The 18,734-nt window shown below is 62.3% G+C and carries 17 protein-coding genes; 12 read left to right on the plus strand and 5 right to left on the minus strand.

All coding sequences use genetic code 11. From position 1 onward, the window contains the following. Positions 1 to 35: 35 nt before the first annotated feature. Both lldD and ACMGGG_RS01225 read right to left on the minus strand, forming a co-directional pair. Positions 36 to 1,181, minus strand: coding sequence for an FMN-dependent L-lactate dehydrogenase LldD (gene lldD, locus ACMGGG_RS01220; RefSeq protein WP_112897265.1), 1,146 nt, complete (start codon positions 1,179 to 1,181; stop codon positions 36 to 38). A gap of 63 nt (positions 1,182 to 1,244) precedes the next feature. After that, positions 1,245 to 2,915, minus strand: a complete 1,671-nt coding sequence (locus tag ACMGGG_RS01225) for a lactate permease LctP family transporter (protein WP_054892631.1) — start codon at positions 2,913 to 2,915, stop codon at positions 1,245 to 1,247. Between the two features lie 254 nt (positions 2,916 to 3,169). Here ACMGGG_RS01225 and ACMGGG_RS01230 point away from each other — a divergent pair, with 254 nt between their 5' ends. Continuing rightward, positions 3,170 to 3,937, plus strand: coding sequence for an FCD domain-containing protein (locus ACMGGG_RS01230; RefSeq protein ID WP_054892630.1), 768 nt, complete (start codon positions 3,170 to 3,172; stop codon positions 3,935 to 3,937). Between the two features lie 71 nt (positions 3,938 to 4,008). Here the strand turns inward: ACMGGG_RS01230 and smpB are convergent, their stop codons facing one another. After that, a complete protein-coding gene (smpB, locus tag ACMGGG_RS01235; RefSeq protein ID WP_027917703.1) occupies positions 4,009 to 4,491 on the minus strand; it encodes an SsrA-binding protein SmpB in 483 nt (160 codons plus the stop codon). A 160-nt stretch (positions 4,492 to 4,651) separates the two neighbouring features. On the opposite strand from smpB, the gene ACMGGG_RS01240 reads away from it, so the two are divergent. Continuing rightward, positions 4,652 to 5,086, plus strand: coding sequence for a type II toxin-antitoxin system RatA family toxin (locus ACMGGG_RS01240; RefSeq protein ID WP_054892629.1), 435 nt, complete (start codon positions 4,652 to 4,654; stop codon positions 5,084 to 5,086). Continuing rightward, positions 5,079 to 5,381, plus strand: a complete 303-nt coding sequence (locus ACMGGG_RS01245; RefSeq protein ID WP_151926432.1) for an RnfH family protein — start codon at positions 5,079 to 5,081, stop codon at positions 5,379 to 5,381. Before ACMGGG_RS01240 ends, ACMGGG_RS01245 begins: the two co-directional genes overlap by 8 nt. 69 nt (positions 5,382 to 5,450) lie before the next feature. On the opposite strand, the gene ACMGGG_RS01250 is transcribed toward ACMGGG_RS01245, so the two are convergent. Beyond that, positions 5,451 to 5,972: an outer membrane protein assembly factor BamE gene (locus ACMGGG_RS01250; RefSeq protein ID WP_054892627.1), complete on the minus strand. Its 522-nt coding sequence runs from the start codon at positions 5,970 to 5,972 to the stop codon at positions 5,451 to 5,453. A 97-nt stretch (positions 5,973 to 6,069) separates the two neighbouring features. Here ACMGGG_RS01250 and fur point away from each other — a divergent pair, with 97 nt between their 5' ends. Then, positions 6,070 to 6,474: a ferric iron uptake transcriptional regulator gene (gene fur, locus ACMGGG_RS01255; RefSeq protein WP_046788147.1), complete on the plus strand. Its 405-nt coding sequence runs from the start codon at positions 6,070 to 6,072 to the stop codon at positions 6,472 to 6,474. 80 nt (positions 6,475 to 6,554) lie between these two features. Here the strand turns inward: fur and recN are convergent, their stop codons facing one another. Continuing rightward, on the minus strand, positions 6,555 to 8,228 hold the full coding sequence (gene recN / locus ACMGGG_RS01260; protein WP_414154745.1) for a DNA repair protein RecN: 1,674 nt from the start codon (positions 8,226 to 8,228) through the stop codon (positions 6,555 to 6,557). A 180-nt stretch (positions 8,229 to 8,408) separates the two neighbouring features. On the opposite strand from recN, the gene grpE reads away from it, so the two are divergent. The 8 genes from grpE to ACMGGG_RS01300 all read left to right on the plus strand — a co-directional run bounded on the left by grpE (position 8,409) and on the right by ACMGGG_RS01300 (position 18,729). After that, on the plus strand, positions 8,409 to 8,963 hold the full coding sequence (gene grpE, locus ACMGGG_RS01265) for a nucleotide exchange factor GrpE (RefSeq protein ID WP_054892625.1): 555 nt from the start codon (positions 8,409 to 8,411) through the stop codon (positions 8,961 to 8,963). A 101-nt stretch (positions 8,964 to 9,064) separates the two neighbouring features. Then, the gene (gene dnaK / locus ACMGGG_RS01270) at positions 9,065 to 10,990 is read left to right on the plus strand and encodes a molecular chaperone DnaK (RefSeq protein ID WP_054892624.1); all 1,926 of its coding nucleotides are present in this window, start codon (positions 9,065 to 9,067) and stop codon (positions 10,988 to 10,990) included. A 201-nt stretch (positions 10,991 to 11,191) separates the two neighbouring features. After that, positions 11,192 to 12,316 (plus strand): molecular chaperone DnaJ, encoded by a 1,125-nt coding sequence (dnaJ, locus tag ACMGGG_RS01275; RefSeq protein ID WP_054892623.1) that lies wholly within the window; start codon positions 11,192 to 11,194, stop codon positions 12,314 to 12,316. Positions 12,317 to 12,329: 13 nt separating this feature from the next. Next, complete coding sequence (dapB, locus tag ACMGGG_RS01280) at positions 12,330 to 13,136, plus strand: 4-hydroxy-tetrahydrodipicolinate reductase (protein WP_063542722.1); 807 nt, start codon at positions 12,330 to 12,332, stop codon at positions 13,134 to 13,136. A gap of 222 nt (positions 13,137 to 13,358) precedes the next feature. Then, positions 13,359 to 14,495: a glutamine-hydrolyzing carbamoyl-phosphate synthase small subunit gene (carA, locus tag ACMGGG_RS01285; RefSeq protein WP_054892621.1), complete on the plus strand. Its 1,137-nt coding sequence runs from the start codon at positions 13,359 to 13,361 to the stop codon at positions 14,493 to 14,495. 106 nt (positions 14,496 to 14,601) lie between these two features. Continuing rightward, on the plus strand, positions 14,602 to 17,823 hold the full coding sequence (gene carB / locus ACMGGG_RS01290) for a carbamoyl-phosphate synthase large subunit (RefSeq protein WP_372821575.1): 3,222 nt from the start codon (positions 14,602 to 14,604) through the stop codon (positions 17,821 to 17,823). After that, positions 17,820 to 18,302 carry a transcription elongation factor GreA gene (gene greA, locus ACMGGG_RS01295; protein WP_081255197.1) on the plus strand — a complete coding sequence of 161 codons (483 nt, stop codon included), beginning with the start codon at positions 17,820 to 17,822 and terminating at the stop codon, positions 18,300 to 18,302. Before carB ends, greA begins: the two co-directional genes overlap by 4 nt. Continuing rightward, positions 18,280 to 18,729 (plus strand): MFS transporter, encoded by a 450-nt coding sequence (locus ACMGGG_RS01300; protein ID WP_081255198.1) that lies wholly within the window; start codon positions 18,280 to 18,282, stop codon positions 18,727 to 18,729. Before greA ends, ACMGGG_RS01300 begins: the two co-directional genes overlap by 23 nt. Positions 18,730 to 18,734 lie beyond the last annotated feature (5 nt).

The following is an 18,734-nucleotide window of genomic DNA, read 5'->3' on the forward strand; positions in this document are numbered from 1 at the left end:
TGCCCCGGACTATCAGGCGTTTGTTTCGTAAGGGCTCAGGCGCCCAACTCGCGTACCAGTGAATCGCGGCTGATCTCGCCGATCGACTTGGCGCCGGTCAGCACCATGGCCACGCGCATTTCTTTCTCGAACAGCTCCAGCAGGTTCTTCACCCCAGCCTGGCCATGCACGGCCAGAGCCCAGAGGAAGGCGCGGCCAATCAGCACCGTGTCGGCGCCCAGGGCGATCATGCGCACCACGTCCAGGCCGCTGCGGATACCCGAGTCGGCGAGAATCTTCAAATCACCCTTGACCGCGTCGGCAATGGCCGGCAGGGCGCGAGCGCTGGACAGCACGCCGTCGAGCTGGCGGCCGCCGTGGTTGGAGACGACGATGCCGTCGGCACCGAACCTCACGGCGTCACGGGCGTCATCGGCGTCGAGGATGCCCTTGATGATCATCGGGCCGTCCCAGAATTCGCGGATCCACTCCAGGTCCTTCCAGGAAATCGACGGGTCGAAATTGTTGCCCAGCCAGCCGATGTAGTCGGCAAGGCCGGTCGGGTTGCCGCGATAGGTGGAAATATTGCCCAGGTCGTGGGGGCGTCCCATCACGCCGACGTCCCAGGCCCATTCAGGGTGGGTCATGGCTTGCAACACACGACGCATCGGGCCGTTGGCGCCACTCATGCCGGAATGGGCGTCACGGTAGCGGGCGCCGGGCACGGGCATGTCGACGGTGAACACCAGCGTCTTCACCCCGGCGGCCTTGGCACGCTCCAGGGCGTTGCGCATGAAGCCGCGGTCCTTGAGGACATACAGCTGGAACCACATGGGCCGGTCGATGGCCGGCGCCACTTCCTCGATCGGGCAGACCGACACCGTGGACAGGGTGAAGGGAATGCCGTGCGCCGCCGCCGCGCGCGCCGCTTGCACTTCGCCACGGCGCGCGTACATGCCGGTGAGTCCGACCGGGGCCAGGGCCACGGGCATGCTCAGGGTTTCGTCGAACAGCCGGGTCTGAAGGCTCAGCTCCGACATGTTTCTCAGGACACGCTGGCGCAGGGCGATGCTGGCCAGGTCCGAGACATTGTGGCGCAGGGTGTGCTCGGCGTAGGCGCCGCCGTCGGCGTAGTGGAACAGGAAGGGGGGCAGCTTGCGCTGGGCCGCGGCGCGATAGTCGGTGGAGGCTGAAATGATCATGGATTCTCGCAGCGTGGGTTGAGGGAGCTGCCGGGCGCATGAGGGCGCCCGGCCCCTGTCACTTTAGTGATGAACCAGCATACCGGTCAGCCAGTAGGCCTGGACCAGGGTGATCAGGCCGACGATGGTCGCGAAGAACAGGCTGTGCTTGACGGTGAAGCGGAACAGGTCCGACTCCTTGCCGACCAGGCCGGTGGCGGCGCAGGCCACGGCGATCGACTGCGGCGAGATCATCTTGCCGGTCACGCCGCCGCTGGTGTTGGCGGCGACCAGCAAGGTGTCGCTGACGCCGATCTGGTGCGCAGTTGTGGCCTGCAGCGAGCTGAACAGGGCGTTGGACGACGTGTCGGATCCGGTCAGGAACACGCCCAGCCAACCCAGGAACGGCGAGAAGAATGGGAACGCCGCGCCGGTGCCGGCCAGGACCAGGGCCATGGTCGAGGACATGCCCGAGTAGTTGGTGACGAAGGCGAAGGCCAGCACCATGCCGATCGACAGGATCGGCCAGCGCAGTTCCCAGAAGGTCTCTTTGAAAGTGGTAAGACCAGTTTTGACATTGATCTTCAGGACCCACATCGAGATCAGTGCCGACAGGAAGATCGCGGTGCCGGTGGCGGAGATCGGGTCGAGCTTGAACACGGCCGGCATTGCGGTCGGTGCGGTGACAATCGGGGCAGTCTTGATCACCAGTTGATCGAGGTGCGGGATGGCGAAGTTGAACACGAAGTTGTACATCGCGCCGCCCGGCGCGAACGCAGCCTTGAAGGGCTTGAGGGTCCAGATGGTCACCAGCACGGTGAGAATCAGGAATGGCGACCAGGCCTTGAAGATCTCGCCGAAGCTGTACGGCGAAGGCTGGCTGCCGCCACTGCTGACCACGGCCGCACCGACGCTGCCCTTGGCCTCGGCGAACGCGCGCTTGGGCTGCCAGACTTTGAGGAACAGGGTCAGGGCGATCAGGCTGGCCAGGGCCGAGGTGATGTCCGGCAGTTCAGGACCGATGAAGTTGGACGTGAAGTACTGGGTCACGGCGAAGCTCAGGCCGGCGACCAGCGCGGCGGGCCAGGTCTCTTTCACGCCACGCAGGCCATCCATCATGAACACCAGCCAGAACGGCACGAACAGCGACAGCAGCGGCAGCTGGCGGCCGGTCATGGCGCCAATGTGGAAGGCGTCGATACCGGTCACTTGCCCGGCGACGATGATCGGAATGCCCAGCGCGCCGAAGGCGACCGGCGCGGTGTTGGCGATCAGGCACAGGCCCGCGGCATACAGCGGGTTGAAGCCCAGACCCACCAGCAGTGCGGCGGTGATGGCCACGGGCGCGCCGAAGCCGGCTGCGCCTTCGAGGAAGGCACCGAAGCAGAAGCCGATCAGCAGCACCTGCAGGCGCTGGTCGTCGGTGATCGACAGTACCGAGCTGCGGATGACTTCGAACTGGCCGCTCTTGACCGTGAGTTTGTACAGGAACACTGCGGCAACGATGATCCAGGCAATCGGCCAGAGGCCATAGAGGAAGCCGTAGCCTGCTGCGGCAAGGGCCATGTCGACAGGCATCTGGAAGGCGAAGATCGCCACCAGGATCGACAGGCCGAGGGTAATGCTGCCTGCCACGTGTCCCTTGAGGCGGAACACGGCGAGGGCTAGGAAGAAGAACACGATGGGGATGACCGCCGCCAGTGCGGACAGGCCGAGACTACCAAGCGGTGTGTAGAGTTGTTGCCAGGTTTGCATATGGGGTAACCCCTAATTGTTGTTGGTCAGCACTGGCATTGGATAATTGGTAAGACCAATTTACAATGACTGGTCGCTAGGTTAAAAGCCGGATACGGGGTGTGTCAATTTGTCCCAAGCAAAACTTTGGTCGAGTGCCGATGAGCGGAGGGCGAGATCGCGTCGGATCAATCGAGGAATATCTGTCGGGCTGTCGCGGATAGGCGCAGAATAGGCGCCCCGAAATCGGTGCCGGGGTTTGTGGAGAGCATGTGATGGTTTTTGATCAGGTCCGCCAACGGCGCCTGTCCGACGATATCGTCGATCGACTGGAAGGGATGATTCTCGAGGGGACGTTGACCTCGGGGCAGCGCCTGCCCGCCGAGCGCGCCCTGGCCGAGCAGTTCGGCGTTTCCCGCCCGTCGTTGCGCGAGGCGATCCAGAAACTGGTGGCCAAGGGGCTGCTGGTCAGCCGCCAGGGGGGCGGCAACTATGTGGCCGAGTCGCTGGGATCGACGTTCAGTGATCCCTTGTTGCAGTTGCTTGAGCACAACCCTGAGGCTCAGCGCGACCTGCTGGAGTTTCGTCACACCCTTGAGGCCTCATGCGCCTTCTACGCAGCCCAGCGTGCCACCGAGCCGGATCGGGCGCGGTTGAAGGCCGCCTTCGATGCGCTGCAGGACTGCTATGCCCGCGTCGATGAGGTCAGTCGTGCAGAAGAGGGCGCAGCGGATGCCCGGTTTCATCTGGCGATTGCCGAGGCCAGCCACAATGCCGTGCTGTTGCATACCATTCGTGGTCTGTTCGACCTGCTCAAGCGCAATGTAGTGACCAACATCGGGGGCATGTACCAGCAGCGTACGGAAACGCGCGACATGCTGATCAGTCAGCATCGCGAACTGTACGAGGCGATCGTCGAGGGGCGTGCGGAAGATGCGCGGGAGGTGTCGAGCCGGCACATCCTGTATGTGCAGGAAGTGCTGGAAGAAGCGCAGCAGGAAGCCCAGCGCGTGGCGCGTGCGGAGCGACGCAACGGGCGCTAGACACGTGTTGCAGCATTCGCGGGCAAGTCGGAGCGCCGAACCGCCGCTCCGACTTGCCCGCCTAAGAAGATCTACTCTTCCTTGCCCTTGTTGCGCACCGCACGCTGCAGCTCGCGGTTGGAGTCGCGCTCGCGCATCGTGTCGCGCTTGTCGAACTCCTTCTTGCCCTTGCCGAGCGCGATTTCGCACTTGATCAGGTGCTTGCTCCAGTACAGCGCCAGGGCCACACAGGTGTAGCCTTTCTGCGCCACGGCAGCCTCCACGCGCTCGAGCTCGCGCTTGTTCAGCAGCAGCTTGCGGGTACGCATGGGGTCGGCGATGACGTGGGTGCTGGCGGTGTTCAGCGGGGTGATGTGGCTGCCGAACAGCCAGGCTTCGCCATCCTTGAGCAGCACGTAGCTGTCGGTCAGGTGCGCCTTGCCGGCCCGCAGGCTTTTTACTTCCCAACCGGACAGGACCAGCCCGGCCTCGAACTTGTGTTCGATGAAGTAATCGTGTCGCGCTTTCTTGTTCTGCGCGATGGTCCCGGTCGGATGTTTCTTTTGCTTAGCCATAGGGGCGGCATTATAGGCAGTCGCCACGTCCTCTGGCTATGGGGTTCGGTGCGCTTGAGCCAGCAGGATGAATCCCGGACAATGCAGGCCTCGTTCCGTTGTACGGAACCGTTCCGAAGCGCTGCGATGCGCTGCCGCCCAGCTTGGAAGTGATGCCTGGATGACTACCCATATTCAACGCTCCGCCCTGCTGCCATACCCTGCCCAGGCGCTCTACGACCTGGTCAACGACGTGGCCAGCTACCCTGAGTTTCTTCCCTGGTGCTCGGACTCGACGGTGCTCGAGGCGAGTGACACGCACATGCGGGCGAAGCTGGAGGTAGCCAAGGGTGGCATGAGCCAGCAGTTCGTCACGCGCAATGTGCTGGTACCGGGGCAATCCATCGAGATGAACCTGGAAGAAGGGCCCTTCACCCAGTTGCATGGTGTGTGGGTGTTCAAGGCGTTGGGCGAGAAAGCCTGCAAGATCAGCCTCGACCTGTCGTTCGATTACGCCGGGCCGCTGGTGCGCGCCACCCTCGGGCCATTGTTCAACCAGGCAGCCAACACCCTCGTCGATGCCTTCTGCCAGCGAGCCAAGCAGCTGCATGGCTGAGACGCTGGGTATCGAGGTGGCTTACGCGACTGCGGCACGCCAGTGGCTGCTGGCGTGCCGGGTGCCGCAGGGCGTGACGCTGCGTGAGGCCTTGCGCTTGTCTGGTATCGCTGCGCAAGTGCCAGGGCTGGATATTGAAAGCTGCCCGGTAGGCGTGTTCGGCAAGGTCGTTGCCGATCCGCAGCAGCGTCAGGTAGAGGAGGGCGAGCGCCTGGAAATCTACCGGCCGCTGCTGGTCGACCCGAAGGCGATGCGCAGACAGCGAGCCGAAAGGGCCAAGGCTGCACGCGGGTAAGGTTGTTGCTGTATGCGCTGCGCAATAAAAAGCCCGGACCATGTCCGGGCTTTTTCATGGGCCATGCCGTTATTGCGGCGAGGTCTCCAGGGGAGCCGGTGTGGGCACCGGTGTCGTCTCGATGGTGTCGATTTCACGCTGGATCGACTCTTCCGTCGAGCCGGCCTTGGCTGGCTTCTCTGGCTGTTGAGACGGCTGGTTGGCCGGGCTGACGGTCGTGGTGCTGCTGCCGCCCAGGATTTCCTGGTCGCGGCTCACGCCTGGCATGAAGTCGCCGGACAGGCTGACCAGTTGGTCGCTTTCGTTGAAGAAGATGCTCATGCGCTCCTGCTGGCGCTTACCGCCGCCAGGCTGGATGCTGTAGAGATAATCCCACCGATTGGTGTTGAAGGTGTCCTGCAGGAGCGGGTTGCCCATGATAAACCTTACTTGCCGTCGGGTCATTCCGGGGCGCAATTGGTCTATCATGTCCTGCGTGACGACATTGCCCTGCTGGATGTCGATTTTGTAAACCCCGGGAAACGAGCAACCGGCGAGTGCGAGCAGTCCCACGAGGGTGAGGCTGGTTAGCAAGAGCTTGGTGTTTTGCATCGGTGGGCGACTTCCACTATCTTGGCTGGACAACGTAAACCCCGATCATACCCGTATTAAGAGAAGCTGCGAAGCAGCATCGGCGAGAAAGCTGACCATGGTTGAAAATAGCGAATTGCGCAAAGCCGGTCTCAAGGTGACCCTGCCTCGAGTCAAGATCCTTCAGATGCTCGATTCGACCGAGCAGCGTCACATGAGCGCCGAGGATGTCTACAAGGCGCTGATGGAAGCAGGTGAGGATGTCGGTCTGGCGACCGTCTACCGTGTACTGACCCAGTTCGAAGCAGCGGGTCTGGTGGTTCGCCACAACTTCGATGGCGGCCACGCGGTGTTCGAGCTGGCCGATGGCGGCCACCACGACCATATGGTCAACGTGGATACCAGCGAAGTGATCGAATTCATGGATGCGGAGATCGAGCGCCGCCAGAAAGAGATCGTGGCTGAGCATGGCTACGAGCTCGTGGACCACAACCTGGTCCTGTATGTGCGTAAGAAAAAGTAACGATTTCGATCGTTATGAACAGCAAAGGCGACCTTCGGGTCGCCTTTGTGCTTTCTGCCACGGGTGAGAAGTGTGCTACCTCAGGCCTTGCCGCTAACCACCATCTTGCGCGCATGCGCCAAGGACTCCTTGGTCAGGTCTATCCCGCCCAGCATGCGTGCCACTTCTTCGACCCGCTCACGTTTGCCGAGGCTGGCCACGGCTGTATGGGTGGTGTCGCTGTTGCGCACCTTGTGCACGAACAGGTGGTGGTGCCCTTGGGCTGCAACCTGCGGCAGGTGGGTGACGGTCAGGACCTGGCCGCGCTCACCCAGGCGGCGCAACAGTTGGCCGACGATCTCGGCGGTCGGGCCGCCGATGCCCACGTCCACTTCGTCAAAGACCAGCGTGGGAATGCGCGAGGTTTGTGCGGTGATGACCTGAATCGCCAGGCTGATGCGTGACAGCTCGCCTCCCGACGCCACCTTGGCCAGGCCCTTGAGCGGCTGGCCGGGGTTGGCGCTGACCAGCAGCTCGACCTGCTCCAGCCCGTGGGGCGAAAGCTCATCGCTCTCGTTCGGCGACAGCTCGATGCAGAAACGCCCGCCAGGCATGCCCAGGCGCTGGATTTCCTGCTCGACCGCCGCCGCCAGCTGCGCTGCGGCCTGGCGGCGCAGGTTGCTGAGCTCGACGGCCTTCTCTTTATAGTGCTGTGCATAGGCGGCCAGTTCGCCGCCCAGGCGCTCGATGGATTCATCGCTGGCGTTGAGCCCTTCGAGCTCCTCCATGAGGCGCTGTTGCAGATGTGGCAGCTCGCTCGGGTGCACGCGGTGCTTGCGAGCGAGCGTATAAAGGGTGTCGAGCCGCTCTTCCAGCGCCTGCAGGCGCAGAGGGTCGGCGTCGAAGTTGTCGAGGAAGCGGTTGAGCTCGCCAACCGCTTCCTCGATCTGGATCTGCGCACTGGCGATCAGATTGACGGCCTCGCCCAATGCCTTGGGTGCATTGTTCACGGCGGTCAGGCGATTGAGGCTGACCGTCAGGGCGCTGAGCACGTTGCCGGAGTCGCTTTCGCTGCATTGATCGATGACCTGTCGGCAGATACCGAACAGGGCTTCGGCATTGGTCAGGTTCTTGTGCTCGTGCTCAAGCTGTTCCAGCTCGTTTTCGCCCAGGCCCAGATTGTCGAGCTCTTCGAGCTGGTAGCTCAGCAGCTGATGACGGGCGCGTTGCTCATCGCCGGAGTTGGACAGACGCTCCAGCTCCAGGCGGGTCTGGCGCCAGCGCTGGGCCGCCAGTTGCACCTGGCGGGCGAGGTCGGTGGCGCCGGCATACTCGTCGACCAGGCGACGATGCGTATCGGTCTTGAGGAGCGACTGGTGTTCGTGCTGGCTGTGGATGTCGATCAGCAACTCACCGAGTGCCTTGAGGTCGCCGAGCGGGCAAGGGGTGCCGTTGATGTAGCCGCGGCTGCGGCCTTCGGCGGTGATCACTCGGCGCAGGATACATGGGCCGTCGTTGTCGAGGTCGCGCTCTGCCAGCCAGGTGCGGGCTTCGGGGATGTCGATCAGGTCGAAGGTGGCAAGCAGGTCGGCCTTGTCGGCGCCCGGGCGCACCACGCCGCTGTCGGCACGATCGCCCAGCGCCAGGCCGAGCGCGTCCAGCATGATCGACTTGCCGGCCCCCGTTTCGCCGGTGATCACCGACATCCCGCGGGCGAGTTCGAGGTCGAGGTGCTCGACGATGGCGTAGTTGTGAATGGACAGGTGCACCAGCATGAGGGCCGCTCCCGAAGGTCATGTCTGGTTATTTATACAGTACTTTTTTCGCATCTGCCAATGCCCGCCTGTTGAATGTGGAAATGCCGCTTGCCCCTTGAACCTGATTTTTCCGACCCCATATAACCGGCAGACAAGGCAGGCATGACCTGTAACCAGAAATTGCGGAGGAGAGCACCGATGGCTGACGAACAGCTGGATGAACAAAACCTTAACGCCGAAGAAGCCGGATCCGAAGACCTCGGTGCCCGCGTCCAGGTGCTCGAGGAGCAGCTGGCCGCCGCCAAGGATCAGTCGCTGCGTGTGGCGGCAGACCTGCAGAACATCCGCCGTCGTGCCGAGCAGGATGTCGAGAAGGCTCACAAGTTCGCCTTGGAGAAATTCGCTGGCGACCTGCTGCCGGTGATCGACAGCCTGGAGCTGGCCCTGACCCACTCCAGCGCCGATGACGAAAACGTCAAGCAGATCCGCGAAGGTGTCGAGCTGACCCTGAAGATGTTCCAGGACACACTCAAGCGCTACAACCTCGAAGCCGTCGATCCTCATGGCCAGCCATTCAACCCTGAGCATCACCAGGCCATGGCCATGCAGGAAAACGCCGAGGTAGAGCCGAACAGCGTGCTCAACGTGTTCCAGAAGGGTTATCTGCTCAACGGTCGTCTGCTGCGCCCCGCCATGGTGGTGGTCAGCAAGGCGCCGGCAGCGCCCCAGCCTTCCATCGATGAAAAGGCTTGAAATCCACCGGGGCATCCCCATCTAGGTGTCAAGCCTTCAAGTATTACCGCAGTTGGCCAAAGTAGTCGCTGCTACCAAATTCAAGTTTCGGGAGAGTTAACATGGGCAAAATCATCGGTATCGACCTGGGGACGACCAACTCGTGCGTCTCCATTCTGGAAAACGGTAACGTCAAGGTCATCGAGAACGCCGAAGGTGCGCGTACCACCCCTTCGATCGTGGCCTACGCCAACGACGGCGAAATCCTGGTTGGCCAGTCGGCCAAGCGCCAGGCCGTCACCAACCCGCACAACACCCTGTTCGCAGTGAAGCGCCTGATCGGCCGCCGCTTCGAAGAAGACGTCGTGCAGAAAGACATCAAGCTGGTGCCTTACAAGATCGTCAAGGCCGGCAACGGTGACGCCTGGGTCGAGGCTGCTGGCAAGGAAATGGCTCCGCCGCAGATCAGCGCCGAAGTCCTGAAGAAGATGAAGAAGACCGCCGAAGACTACCTCGGCGAGCCTGTCACCGAAGCGGTCATCACCGTTCCGGCCTACTTCAACGACAGCCAGCGCCAGGCTACCAAGGATGCCGGTCGCATCGCCGGTCTGGACGTCAAGCGCATCATCAACGAACCGACCGCTGCTGCACTGGCCTATGGCATGGACAAGGCCAAGGGCGACCACACCGTCATCGTCTATGACCTGGGTGGTGGTACCTTCGACGTGTCGGTCATCGAAATCGCCGAAGTCGACGGTGAGCATCAGTTCGAAGTACTGGCCACCAACGGTGACACCTTCCTGGGTGGTGAAGACTTCGACATGCGCCTGATCGACTACCTCGTCGACGAGTTCAAGAAAGAGTCCGGCATGGACCTGAAGAACGATCCGCTGGCACTGCAGCGTCTGAAAGAAGCCGCTGAAAAGGCCAAGATCGAGCTGTCTTCCGCCCAGTCGACCGACGTCAACCTGCCGTACATCACTGCTGATGCAACCGGTCCGAAGCACCTGAACGTGAAGATCTCCCGCGCCAAGCTGGAGTCGCTGGTCGAAGACCTGGTCAGCCGTACCATCGAGCCTTGCCGCATCGCCCTGAAAGATGCCGGTATCGATGCGAGCAAGATCGACGACGTGATCCTGGTCGGTGGCCAGACCCGTATGCCGCTGGTACAGAAAGCGGTCGCCGATTTCTTCGGCAAGGAAGCGCGCAAGGACGTCAACCCGGACGAAGCCGTTGCCATGGGTGCTGCCATCCAGGGCGCCGTACTGGCCGGTGACGTGAAGGACGTCCTGCTACTCGACGTCAGCCCGCTGACCCTGGGTATCGAAACCATGGGTGGCGTGATGACCGCGCTGATCGAGAAGAACACCACCATCCCGACCAAGAAGTCGCAGGTGTTCTCGACTGCCGACGACAACCAGGGTGCAGTGACCATCCACGTCCTGCAGGGCGAGCGCAAGCAGGCCGCGCAGAACAAGTCGCTGGGCAAGTTCGACCTGTCGGACATCCCGCCAGCTCCGCGTGGCGTTCCACAGATCGAAGTGACCTTCGACATCGACGCCAACGGCATCCTGCACGTAGGTGCCAAAGACAAGGCCACCGGCAAGGCTCAGTCGATCGTGATCAAGGCCAACTCCGGCCTGTCGGACGAAGAGATCGAGCGTATGGTGCGTGACGCCGAGGCCAACGCCGAGGAAGACCGCAAGTTCGAAGAGCTGGCCGCTGCCCGCAACCAGGGTGATGCACTGGTTCACTCGACCCGCAAGATGGTCGTCGACGCCGGTGACAAGGCTACTGCCGAGGAAAAGGCTGCGATCGAAGCTGCCGTGGTTGCCCTGGAAGCCGCCGTCAAGGGCGACGACAAGGCCGCCATCGACGCCAAGGTCGAGGAGCTGTCCAAAGTCTCCGCGCCAGTTGCCCAGAAGATGTATGCCGAGCAACAGGCTCAGCAGCCTCAAGGCGGCGCCCAGCAGGCCGAGCCGGAAGCCAAGCACGATGACGTGGTTGACGCCGAGTTCGAGGAAGTGAAAGACAACAACAAGCAGTAATGCTTGCATGTTGTCGGCCAGTTCATCGCCATTGGTCGGTGAACTGGTAGGATGTCGCCGCGCGGGGGCTTGCTCCCGCGTTGGCGTGTCTGGAACACGGGAAATATTTCCAGCATCTGTCAGGGCGCATCAGGCGTGTTGCGGCAGGTGCTGACGGCACGGTGCACAGATGCCGAAAGCCCTCAAGAGTGCAAATGACCTATGGCAAAGCGTGATTTTTATGAGGTCCTGGGTGTCGAGCGCGGCGCCAGCGAAGGTGACCTCAAGAAGGCCTATCGCCGCCTGGCGATGAAGTTTCACCCAGACCGCAACCCGGGCGACAAAGAGTCGGAAGAGAAATTCAAGGAGGCCAACGAGGCCTATGAAGTGCTCTCCGACGCCAGCAAGCGCGCCGCCTACGATCAGTACGGCCATGCCGGTGTCGACCCGAGCATGGGTGGCGGTGGTGCCGGCTTCGGCGGCGCCAACTTCTCCGATATCTTCGGCGACGTCTTCAGCGACTTCTTCGGCGGTGGCCGGGGCGGTGGTCGTGGCGGCGCCCAGCGCGGCAGTGACCTGCGCTACACCCTCGAGCTGAACCTGGAAGAAGCGGTGCGTGGCACCACGGTCAATATCCGTGTGCCGACGCTGGTCAACTGCGCGCCGTGCGATGGTACCGGCGCCAAGAAGGGCTCGACGCCGTCGACTTGCCCGACTTGCGGCGGTATCGGTCAGGTACGCATGCAGCAAGGTTTCTTCTCGGTGCAGCAGACCTGCCCGCGTTGCCATGGCTCGGGCAAGATCATCACCGACCCTTGCAACTCCTGCCACGGCGAAGGCCGTGTCGAGGAATACAAGACCCTGTCGGTCAAGGTGCCGGCGGGTGTCGATACGGGTGACCGCATCCGCCTGTCTGGCGAGGGCGAGGCCGGGGCGCATGGTGGCCCGACCGGCGACCTGTATGTGGTCATCAGTGTCCGTGAGCATTCGATCTTCCAGCGCGATGGCAAGCACCTGTATTGCGAAGTGCCGATCAGCTACACCGACGCGGCGCTCGGTGGCGAGCTGGAAGTGCCGACACTGGACGGCCGGGTCAAGCTGAAGATCCCGGAAGGCACCCAGACCGGCAAGCAGTTCCGCCTGCGCGGCAAGGGCGTGGCGCCGGTGCGTGGTGGTGCGGCGGGCGACCTGTTGTGCCGCGTCGCGGTCGAGACACCGGTCAACCTGAGTCGCCGCCAGCGCGAGCTGCTTGAAGAACTGCGTGATTCGCTCGATGGCGACAGCTCCCATTCGCCCAAGGCCAGTGGTTGGTTCGAGGGTATGAAGCGCTTCTTCGGCGATCTCTGACAAGGAACAGGCTATGCGACGTATTGCAGTGATGGGTGCGGCAGGGCGGATGGGCAAGATCCTCATCGAAGCCGTGCAGCAGCAGGCTCCCCAGGCGGGCCTGACGGCAGCGATCGATCGCCCGGACAGCACCCTGGTGGGGGCTGACGCCGGCGAGCTCGCGGCGTTGGGCCGTATCGGCGTACCGATTTCCGATGATCTGACCAAGGTCGCCGACGAGTTCGATGTGCTCATCGACTTCACTCACCCCTCGGTGACCCTGAAGAACCTGGCGTTCTGCCGCAAGGCAGGCAAGGCCATGGTCATCGGTACCACCGGTTTTTCGCAGGACGAAAAGGCCCTGCTGGCGGAGGCGGGCAAGGAGATTCCGATCGTCTTCGCTGCCAACTTCAGCATTGGCGTCAATCTGTGCCTGAAGTTGCTCGATACTGCTGCGCGGGTACTGGGTGACGAGGTGGACATCGAGATCATCGAGGCTCACCACCGGCACAAGGTCGACGCGCCTTCGGGTACTGCGCTGCGCATGGGAGAGGTGGTTGCCCAGGCGTTGGGGCGCGATCTGCAGGAAGTGGCTGTCTATGGTCGTGAAGGCCAGACCGGTGCGCGCAAGCGCGAGACTATCGGTTTTGCCACCGTGCGTGCCGGGGATGTGGTCGGCGATCACACCGTGCTGTTCGCGGCAGAGGGTGAGCGTGTCGAGATCACCCACAAGGCCTCGAGCCGCATGACCTTTGCCAAGGGGGCCGTGCGCGCGTCGCTGTGGCTCGATGGGCGCGAGCCTGGGCTGTACGACATGCAGGATGTGCTCGAGCTGCATTGAGCCGTCACTGCCGACGTCGTTCTGTCGCAATCATGTGTTTTAGAGGCACATATGCGGTAGACCGAAACCTCACTTTTCTGTAAACTACAGCTTTAGTGTATCCACTAAAAGCGCGCAGAGAATTGAATTCAGCACATAAAAGCGGGGTGACGTATCCATACGGCACTCCGCTTTTTTGCAACCTGCGATCGCCCCTTCATGCGTCATTTACGGGAGGTCTTCTTGACAAAGCCAGCCATACTCGCCCTTGCTGATGGCAGCATTTTTCGCGGTGAGGCCATTGGGGCCGACGGGCAAACCGTTGGTGAGGTGGTGTTCAACACCGCTATGACCGGCTACCAGGAAATCCTTACAGACCCTTCCTACGCCCAGCAAATCGTTACCCTGACTTACCCGCACATCGGCAATACCGGCACCACCGCCGAAGACGCCGAGTCCGATCGCGTCTGGTCCGCGGGCCTGGTGATTCGCGACCTGCCGCTGCTGGCCAGCAACTGGCGTAACACTCAGTCCCTGCCGGACTACCTCAAGGCCAACAATGTCGTGGCCATCGCCGGTATCGATACCCGTCGCCTGACCCGCATCCTGCGTGAGAAAGGCGCACAGAACGGCTGCATCCTGGCCGGTGACGATATCAGCGAAGAGGCCGCCATCGCGGCTGCACGTGCCTTCCCGGGCCTCAAGGGCATGGATTTGGCCAAAGTGGTCAGCACCAAGGAGCGCTACGAGTGGCGTTCCAGCGTGTGGGAGCTGAAGACCGACAGCCACCCGACCCTCGAAGCGTCCGAGCTGCCGTATCATGTCGTCGCTTACGACTACGGCGTCAAGCTGAACATCCTGCGCATGCTGGTTGCTCGCGGCTGCCGCGTGACCGTGGTACCTGCCCAGACGCCGGCAAGCGAAGTGCTGGCCCTCAACCCTGACGGCGTGTTCCTGTCCAACGGCCCTGGCGATCCCGAGCCGTGCGACTACGCGATCCAGGCGATCAAAGAGATTCTCGAGACCGAGACTCCGGTGTTCGGCATCTGCCTCGGCCACCAGTTGCTGGCCCTGGCCTCCGGTGCCAAGACCGTCAAGATGGGGCACGGCCATCACGGTGCCAACCACCCGGTCCAGGACCTGGATACCGGTGTGGTCATGATCACCAGCCAGAACCACGGTTTCGCCGTCGACGAAGCCACCCTGCCGGGCAATGTGCGCGCCATCCACAAGTCGCTGTTCGACGGCACCCTGCAGGGTATCGAGCGTACCGACAAGAGCGCGTTCAGCTTCCAGGGCCACCCTGAAGCGAGCCCAGGCCCGACCGATGTCGCGCCACTGTTCGATCGTTTCATCGATGCCATGGCCAAGCGCCGCTGAGCATCCTGCATCAAGGCCCCGGACCGGCACGCGCCGCGTCCGGAAGCGCCTGACCCAGATTGTTCAAGACGGCTTGCCGACTGACCCGCGGATTTGAGTGACAACCATGCCAAAACGTACAGACATCAAAAGCATCCTGATTCTCGGCGCTGGCCCGATCGTGATCGGCCAGGCCTGCGAATTCGACTATTCCGGCGCCCAGGCCTGTAAAGCCCTGCGCGAGGAAGGTTTCCGCGTCATCCTGGTGAACTCCAACCCGGCCACCATCATGACCGACCCGGCCATGGCCGACGCCACCTACATCGAGCCGATCAAGTGGCAATCGGTGGCCAAGATCATCGAAAAGGAGCGCCCTGACGCGGTGCTGCCAACCATGGGCGGCCAGACGGCACTGAACTGTGCCCTGGACCTGGAGCGCCACGGCGTTCTGGAAAAGTTCGGTGTAGAGATGATCGGTGCCAACGCCGACACCATCGACAAGGCCGAAGACCGTTCGCGCTTCGACAAGGCGATGAAGGACATCGGCCTGGAGTGCCCGCGCTCCGGTATCGCCCACAGCATGGAAGAGGCCTACGCGGTTCTCGAAAAACTGGGCTTCCCGTGCATCATCCGTCCTTCGTTCACCATGGGTGGCACCGGTGGCGGCATCGCCTACAACCGTGAAGAATTCGAAGAAATCTGCACCCGTGGCCTGGACCTGTCGCCGACCAAGGAACTGCTGATCGACGAGTCGCTGATCGGCTGGAAGGAATACGAGATGGAGGTGGTCCGCGACAAGAAGGACAACTGCATCATCGTCTGCTCCATCGAGAACTTCGACCCGATGGGCGTGCACACCGGTGACTCCATCACCGTTGCTCCCGCACAGACCCTGACCGACAAGGAATACCAGATCATGCGCAACGCCTCGCTGGCGGTGCTGCGTGAGATCGGCGTCGAAACCGGCGGTTCCAACGTGCAGTTCGGTATCTGCCCGAACACCGGCCGCATGGTCGTGATCGAGATGAACCCGCGGGTTTCGCGCTCGTCCGCCCTGGCTTCGAAAGCGACTGGCTTCCCGATCGCCAAGATCGCCGCCAAGCTGGCCATCGGCTACACCCTGGACGAACTGCAGAATGACATCACCGGTGGTCGTACCCCGGCGTCCTTCGAGCCGTCCATCGACTACGTCGTTACCAAACTGCCACGCTTCGCCTTCGAGAAATTCCCGAAAGCCGACGCCCGCCTGACCACCCAGATGAAGTCGGTCGGTGAAGTCATGGCCATTGGTCGTACCTTCCAGGAGTCCCTGCAGAAAGCCCTGCGCGGCCTGGAAGTTGGCGCCTGCGGCCTGGACCCGAAAGTCGACCTGGCCAGCGCCGATGCTGCCAGCATCCTCAAGCGCGAGCTGACCGTACCGGGCGCCGAGCGTATCTGGTACGTGGCTGACGCCATCCGCTCGGGCATGACGATCGAAGCAATCTTCGAGCTGACCGGTATCGACCTGTGGTTCCTGGTGCAGATGGAAGATCTGATCAAGGAAGAAGAGAAGGTCAAGACCCTGGCCCTGTCGGCCATCGACAAGGACTACATGCTGCGCCTCAAGCGCAAGGGCTTCTCGGATCAGCGCCTGGCCAAGCTGCTCGGCATCACTGACAAGAACCTGCGTCGTCACCGCCACAAGCTGGAAGTGTTCCCGGTCTACAAGCGCGTCGACACCTGCGCGGCCGAGTTCGCCACCGACACCGCCTACCTGTACTCCACCTACGAGGAAGAGTGCGAGGCCAACCCGTCGACCCGCGACAAGATCATGATCCTGGGTGGTGGCCCGAACCGTATCGGCCAAGGTATCGAGTTCGACTACTGCTGCGTACACGCAGCCCTTGCCCTGCGTGAAGACGGTTACGAGACCATCATGGTCAACTGCAACCCGGAAACCGTCTCCACCGACTACGACACCTCCGATCGCCTGTACTTCGAGCCGCTGACCCTGGAAGACGTGCTGGAAGTCTGCCGCGTCGAGAAGCCGAAGGGCGTGATCGTCCATTACGGCGGCCAGACCCCGCTGAAACTGGCCCGTGCCCTGGAAGAAGCCGGGGTGCCGATCATCGGTACCAGCCCGGACGCCATCGACCGCGCCGAAGACCGCGAGCGCTTCCAGCAGATGGTGCAGCGCCTGAACCTGCTGCAGCCGCCAAACGCCACCGTGCGCAGCGAAGAAGAAGCCATCAACGCTGCTGGTGGCATCGGCTACCCGCTGGTCGTGCGTCCGTCGTATGTCCTGGGCGGTCGCGCCATGGAGATCGTCTACGAGCTGGACGAGCTCAAGCGCTACCTGCGCGAAGCGGTCCAGGTGTCCAACGACAGCCCGGTCCTGCTCGACCACTTCCTTAACTGCGCCATCGAGATGGACGTGGACGCTGTCTGCGACGGCACCGACGTGGTGATCGGCGCGATCATGCAGCACATCGAACAGGCTGGCGTTCACTCCGGTGACTCGGCGTGCTCGCTGCCACCTTACTCGCTGAGCCAGCAAGTGCAGGACGAAGTCCGCGTTCAGGTCAAGAAAATGGCCCTGGAACTCGGCGTTGTCGGCCTGATGAACGTGCAGCTGGCCCTGCAGGGCGACAAGATCTACGTGATCGAAGTCAACCCGCGCGCTTCGCGTACCGTACCGTTCGTGTCCAAGTGCATCGGCACCTCGCTGGCGATGATCGCGGCCCGCGTCATGGCTGGTAAAACCCTCAAGGAGCTGGGCTTCACCCAGGAAATCATCCCGAACTTCTACAGCGTCAAGGAAGCTGTCTTCCCGTTCGCCAAGTTCCCAGGGGTTGACCCGATCCTCGGCCCTGAGATGAAATCAACCGGTGAAGTCATGGGTGTCGGTGACAGCTTCGGTGAAGCCTTCGCCAAGGCCCAGATGGGGGCCAGCGAAGTGCTGCCGACCGGCGGTACCGCGTTCATCAGCGTGCGTGACGACGACAAGCCACAAGTGGCTGGCGTTGCCCGCGACCTGATCGCCCTGGGCTTCGAAGTGGTTGCTACTGCCGGCACCGCCAAGGTTATCGAAGCGGCTGGCCTGAAAGTGCGCCGTGTGAACAAGGTGACCGAAGGTCGTCCGCACGTGGTCGACATGATCAAGAACGACGAAGTGTCGCTGATCATCAACACCACCGAAGGCCGCCAGTCGATCGCCGATTCCTACTCGATTCGTCGCAATGCGCTGCAGCACAAGATCTACTGCACGACCACCATTGCGGCAGGTGAAGCCATCTGCGAGGCGCTGAAATTCGGTCCCGAGAAGACCGTTCGTCGCCTGCAGGATCTGCATGCAGGACTCAAAGCATGAGCATTACCAAGTACCCGATGACCGTCCAGGGCGCTCGCGCCCTGGAAGAAGAGCATTTGTTCCTGAGCAAGACCGAGCGTCCACGTCTGAGCCAGGCGATCGGCGAGGCTCGTGAGCTCGGCGATCTCAAGGAAAATGCCGAGTACCACGCCGCCCGTGAGGAGCAGGGCATGGTCGAGGCGCGTATCCGCGACATCGAAGGGCGTCTGCAGAACTCGGTGGTGATCGATGTCACCACCATCGCCCATACCGGCAAGGTGATTTTCGGGACCACCGTGGATCTGGAGAATACCGAGACCGGCGATCAGGTGACCTACCAGATCGTTGGCGAGGATGAAGCGGACATCAAGAAAGGCAAGCTCTCGGCGAGCGCGCCTATCGCCCGTGCCATCATTGGCAAGGAAGAGGGTGATACGGTCGTGGTCAAGACGCCGAGCGGCACCGTCGAGTACGAGATTGTCGAAGTCAAGCACATCTGATCGGCGCCAGCGCGCGCCGTCCCTCGAGGGCATCCTCTGGCAACTGGCCCAGGTATTCTGGGTCGGTGGTCTGTGGGTGTTTCATGTGGGGCTGGTGCCGGCGCTGAAGGTCAGCGGCCTTGCGCCATTATTGGTGCAGGACATCGCCGGGCAGATCGATCGCTGGTTGATCGGCGTGGCGCTGCTCGGGCTGTTGACCCAGTTGGCAGTGCTGGCGAGGGTGGATGGCCTGGCGGCTTGGTGGCGGCAGTTCCGCGGCCAGATGCTGTTGCTCGGCTTTGGTGCCTGTGTCGGCTACTACACGCTGCGCTACGGGATTTCCGTAGGGGAGCGCTGGCAGATGTTCTGTTTCCTGGTGCTGGGCTTTTCTGGCATCGTGCTGGTGGCCCAGCCGGTCCCGGTCAGGGTGCGCAAGGCGCGCCACTGACCGGC

This window comes from Pseudomonas sp. BNK-44-b (genome assembly GCF_047456245.1).
GTDB classification, from domain to species: Bacteria; Pseudomonadota; Gammaproteobacteria; order Pseudomonadales; family Pseudomonadaceae; genus Aquipseudomonas; species Aquipseudomonas machongensis.

Bases quoted from the DNA above. Each gene is read 5' to 3' on its own strand.
- greA (WP_081255197.1), top strand. From the start codon at position 17,820: ATGAGCATTACCAAGTACCCGATGACCGTCCAGGGCGCTCGCGCCCTG.
- dapB (WP_063542722.1), top strand. From the start codon at position 12,330: ATGCGACGTATTGCAGTGATGGGTGCGGCAGGGCGGATGGGCAAGATC.
- ACMGGG_RS01240 (WP_054892629.1), top strand. From the start codon at position 4,652: ATGACTACCCATATTCAACGCTCCGCCCTGCTGCCATACCCTGCCCAG.
- dnaJ (WP_054892623.1), top strand. From the start codon at position 11,192: ATGGCAAAGCGTGATTTTTATGAGGTCCTGGGTGTCGAGCGCGGCGCC.
- recN (WP_414154745.1), bottom strand. From the start codon at position 8,228: ATGCTGGTGCACCTGTCCATTCACAACTACGCCATCGTCGAGCACCTC.
- ACMGGG_RS01245 (WP_151926432.1), top strand. From the start codon at position 5,079: ATGGCTGAGACGCTGGGTATCGAGGTGGCTTACGCGACTGCGGCACGC.
- fur (WP_046788147.1), top strand. From the start codon at position 6,070: ATGGTTGAAAATAGCGAATTGCGCAAAGCCGGTCTCAAGGTGACCCTG.
- ACMGGG_RS01250 (WP_054892627.1), bottom strand. From the start codon at position 5,972: ATGCAAAACACCAAGCTCTTGCTAACCAGCCTCACCCTCGTGGGACTG.
- smpB (WP_027917703.1), bottom strand. From the start codon at position 4,491: ATGGCTAAGCAAAAGAAACATCCGACCGGGACCATCGCGCAGAACAAG.
- lldD (WP_112897265.1), bottom strand. From the start codon at position 1,181: ATGATCATTTCAGCCTCCACCGACTATCGCGCCGCGGCCCAGCGCAAG.
- ACMGGG_RS01230 (WP_054892630.1), top strand. From the start codon at position 3,170: ATGGTTTTTGATCAGGTCCGCCAACGGCGCCTGTCCGACGATATCGTC.
- dnaK (WP_054892624.1), top strand. From the start codon at position 9,065: ATGGGCAAAATCATCGGTATCGACCTGGGGACGACCAACTCGTGCGTC.
- grpE (WP_054892625.1), top strand. From the start codon at position 8,409: ATGGCTGACGAACAGCTGGATGAACAAAACCTTAACGCCGAAGAAGCC.
- ACMGGG_RS01225 (WP_054892631.1), bottom strand. From the start codon at position 2,915: ATGCAAACCTGGCAACAACTCTACACACCGCTTGGTAGTCTCGGCCTG.
- carB (WP_372821575.1), top strand. From the start codon at position 14,602: ATGCCAAAACGTACAGACATCAAAAGCATCCTGATTCTCGGCGCTGGC.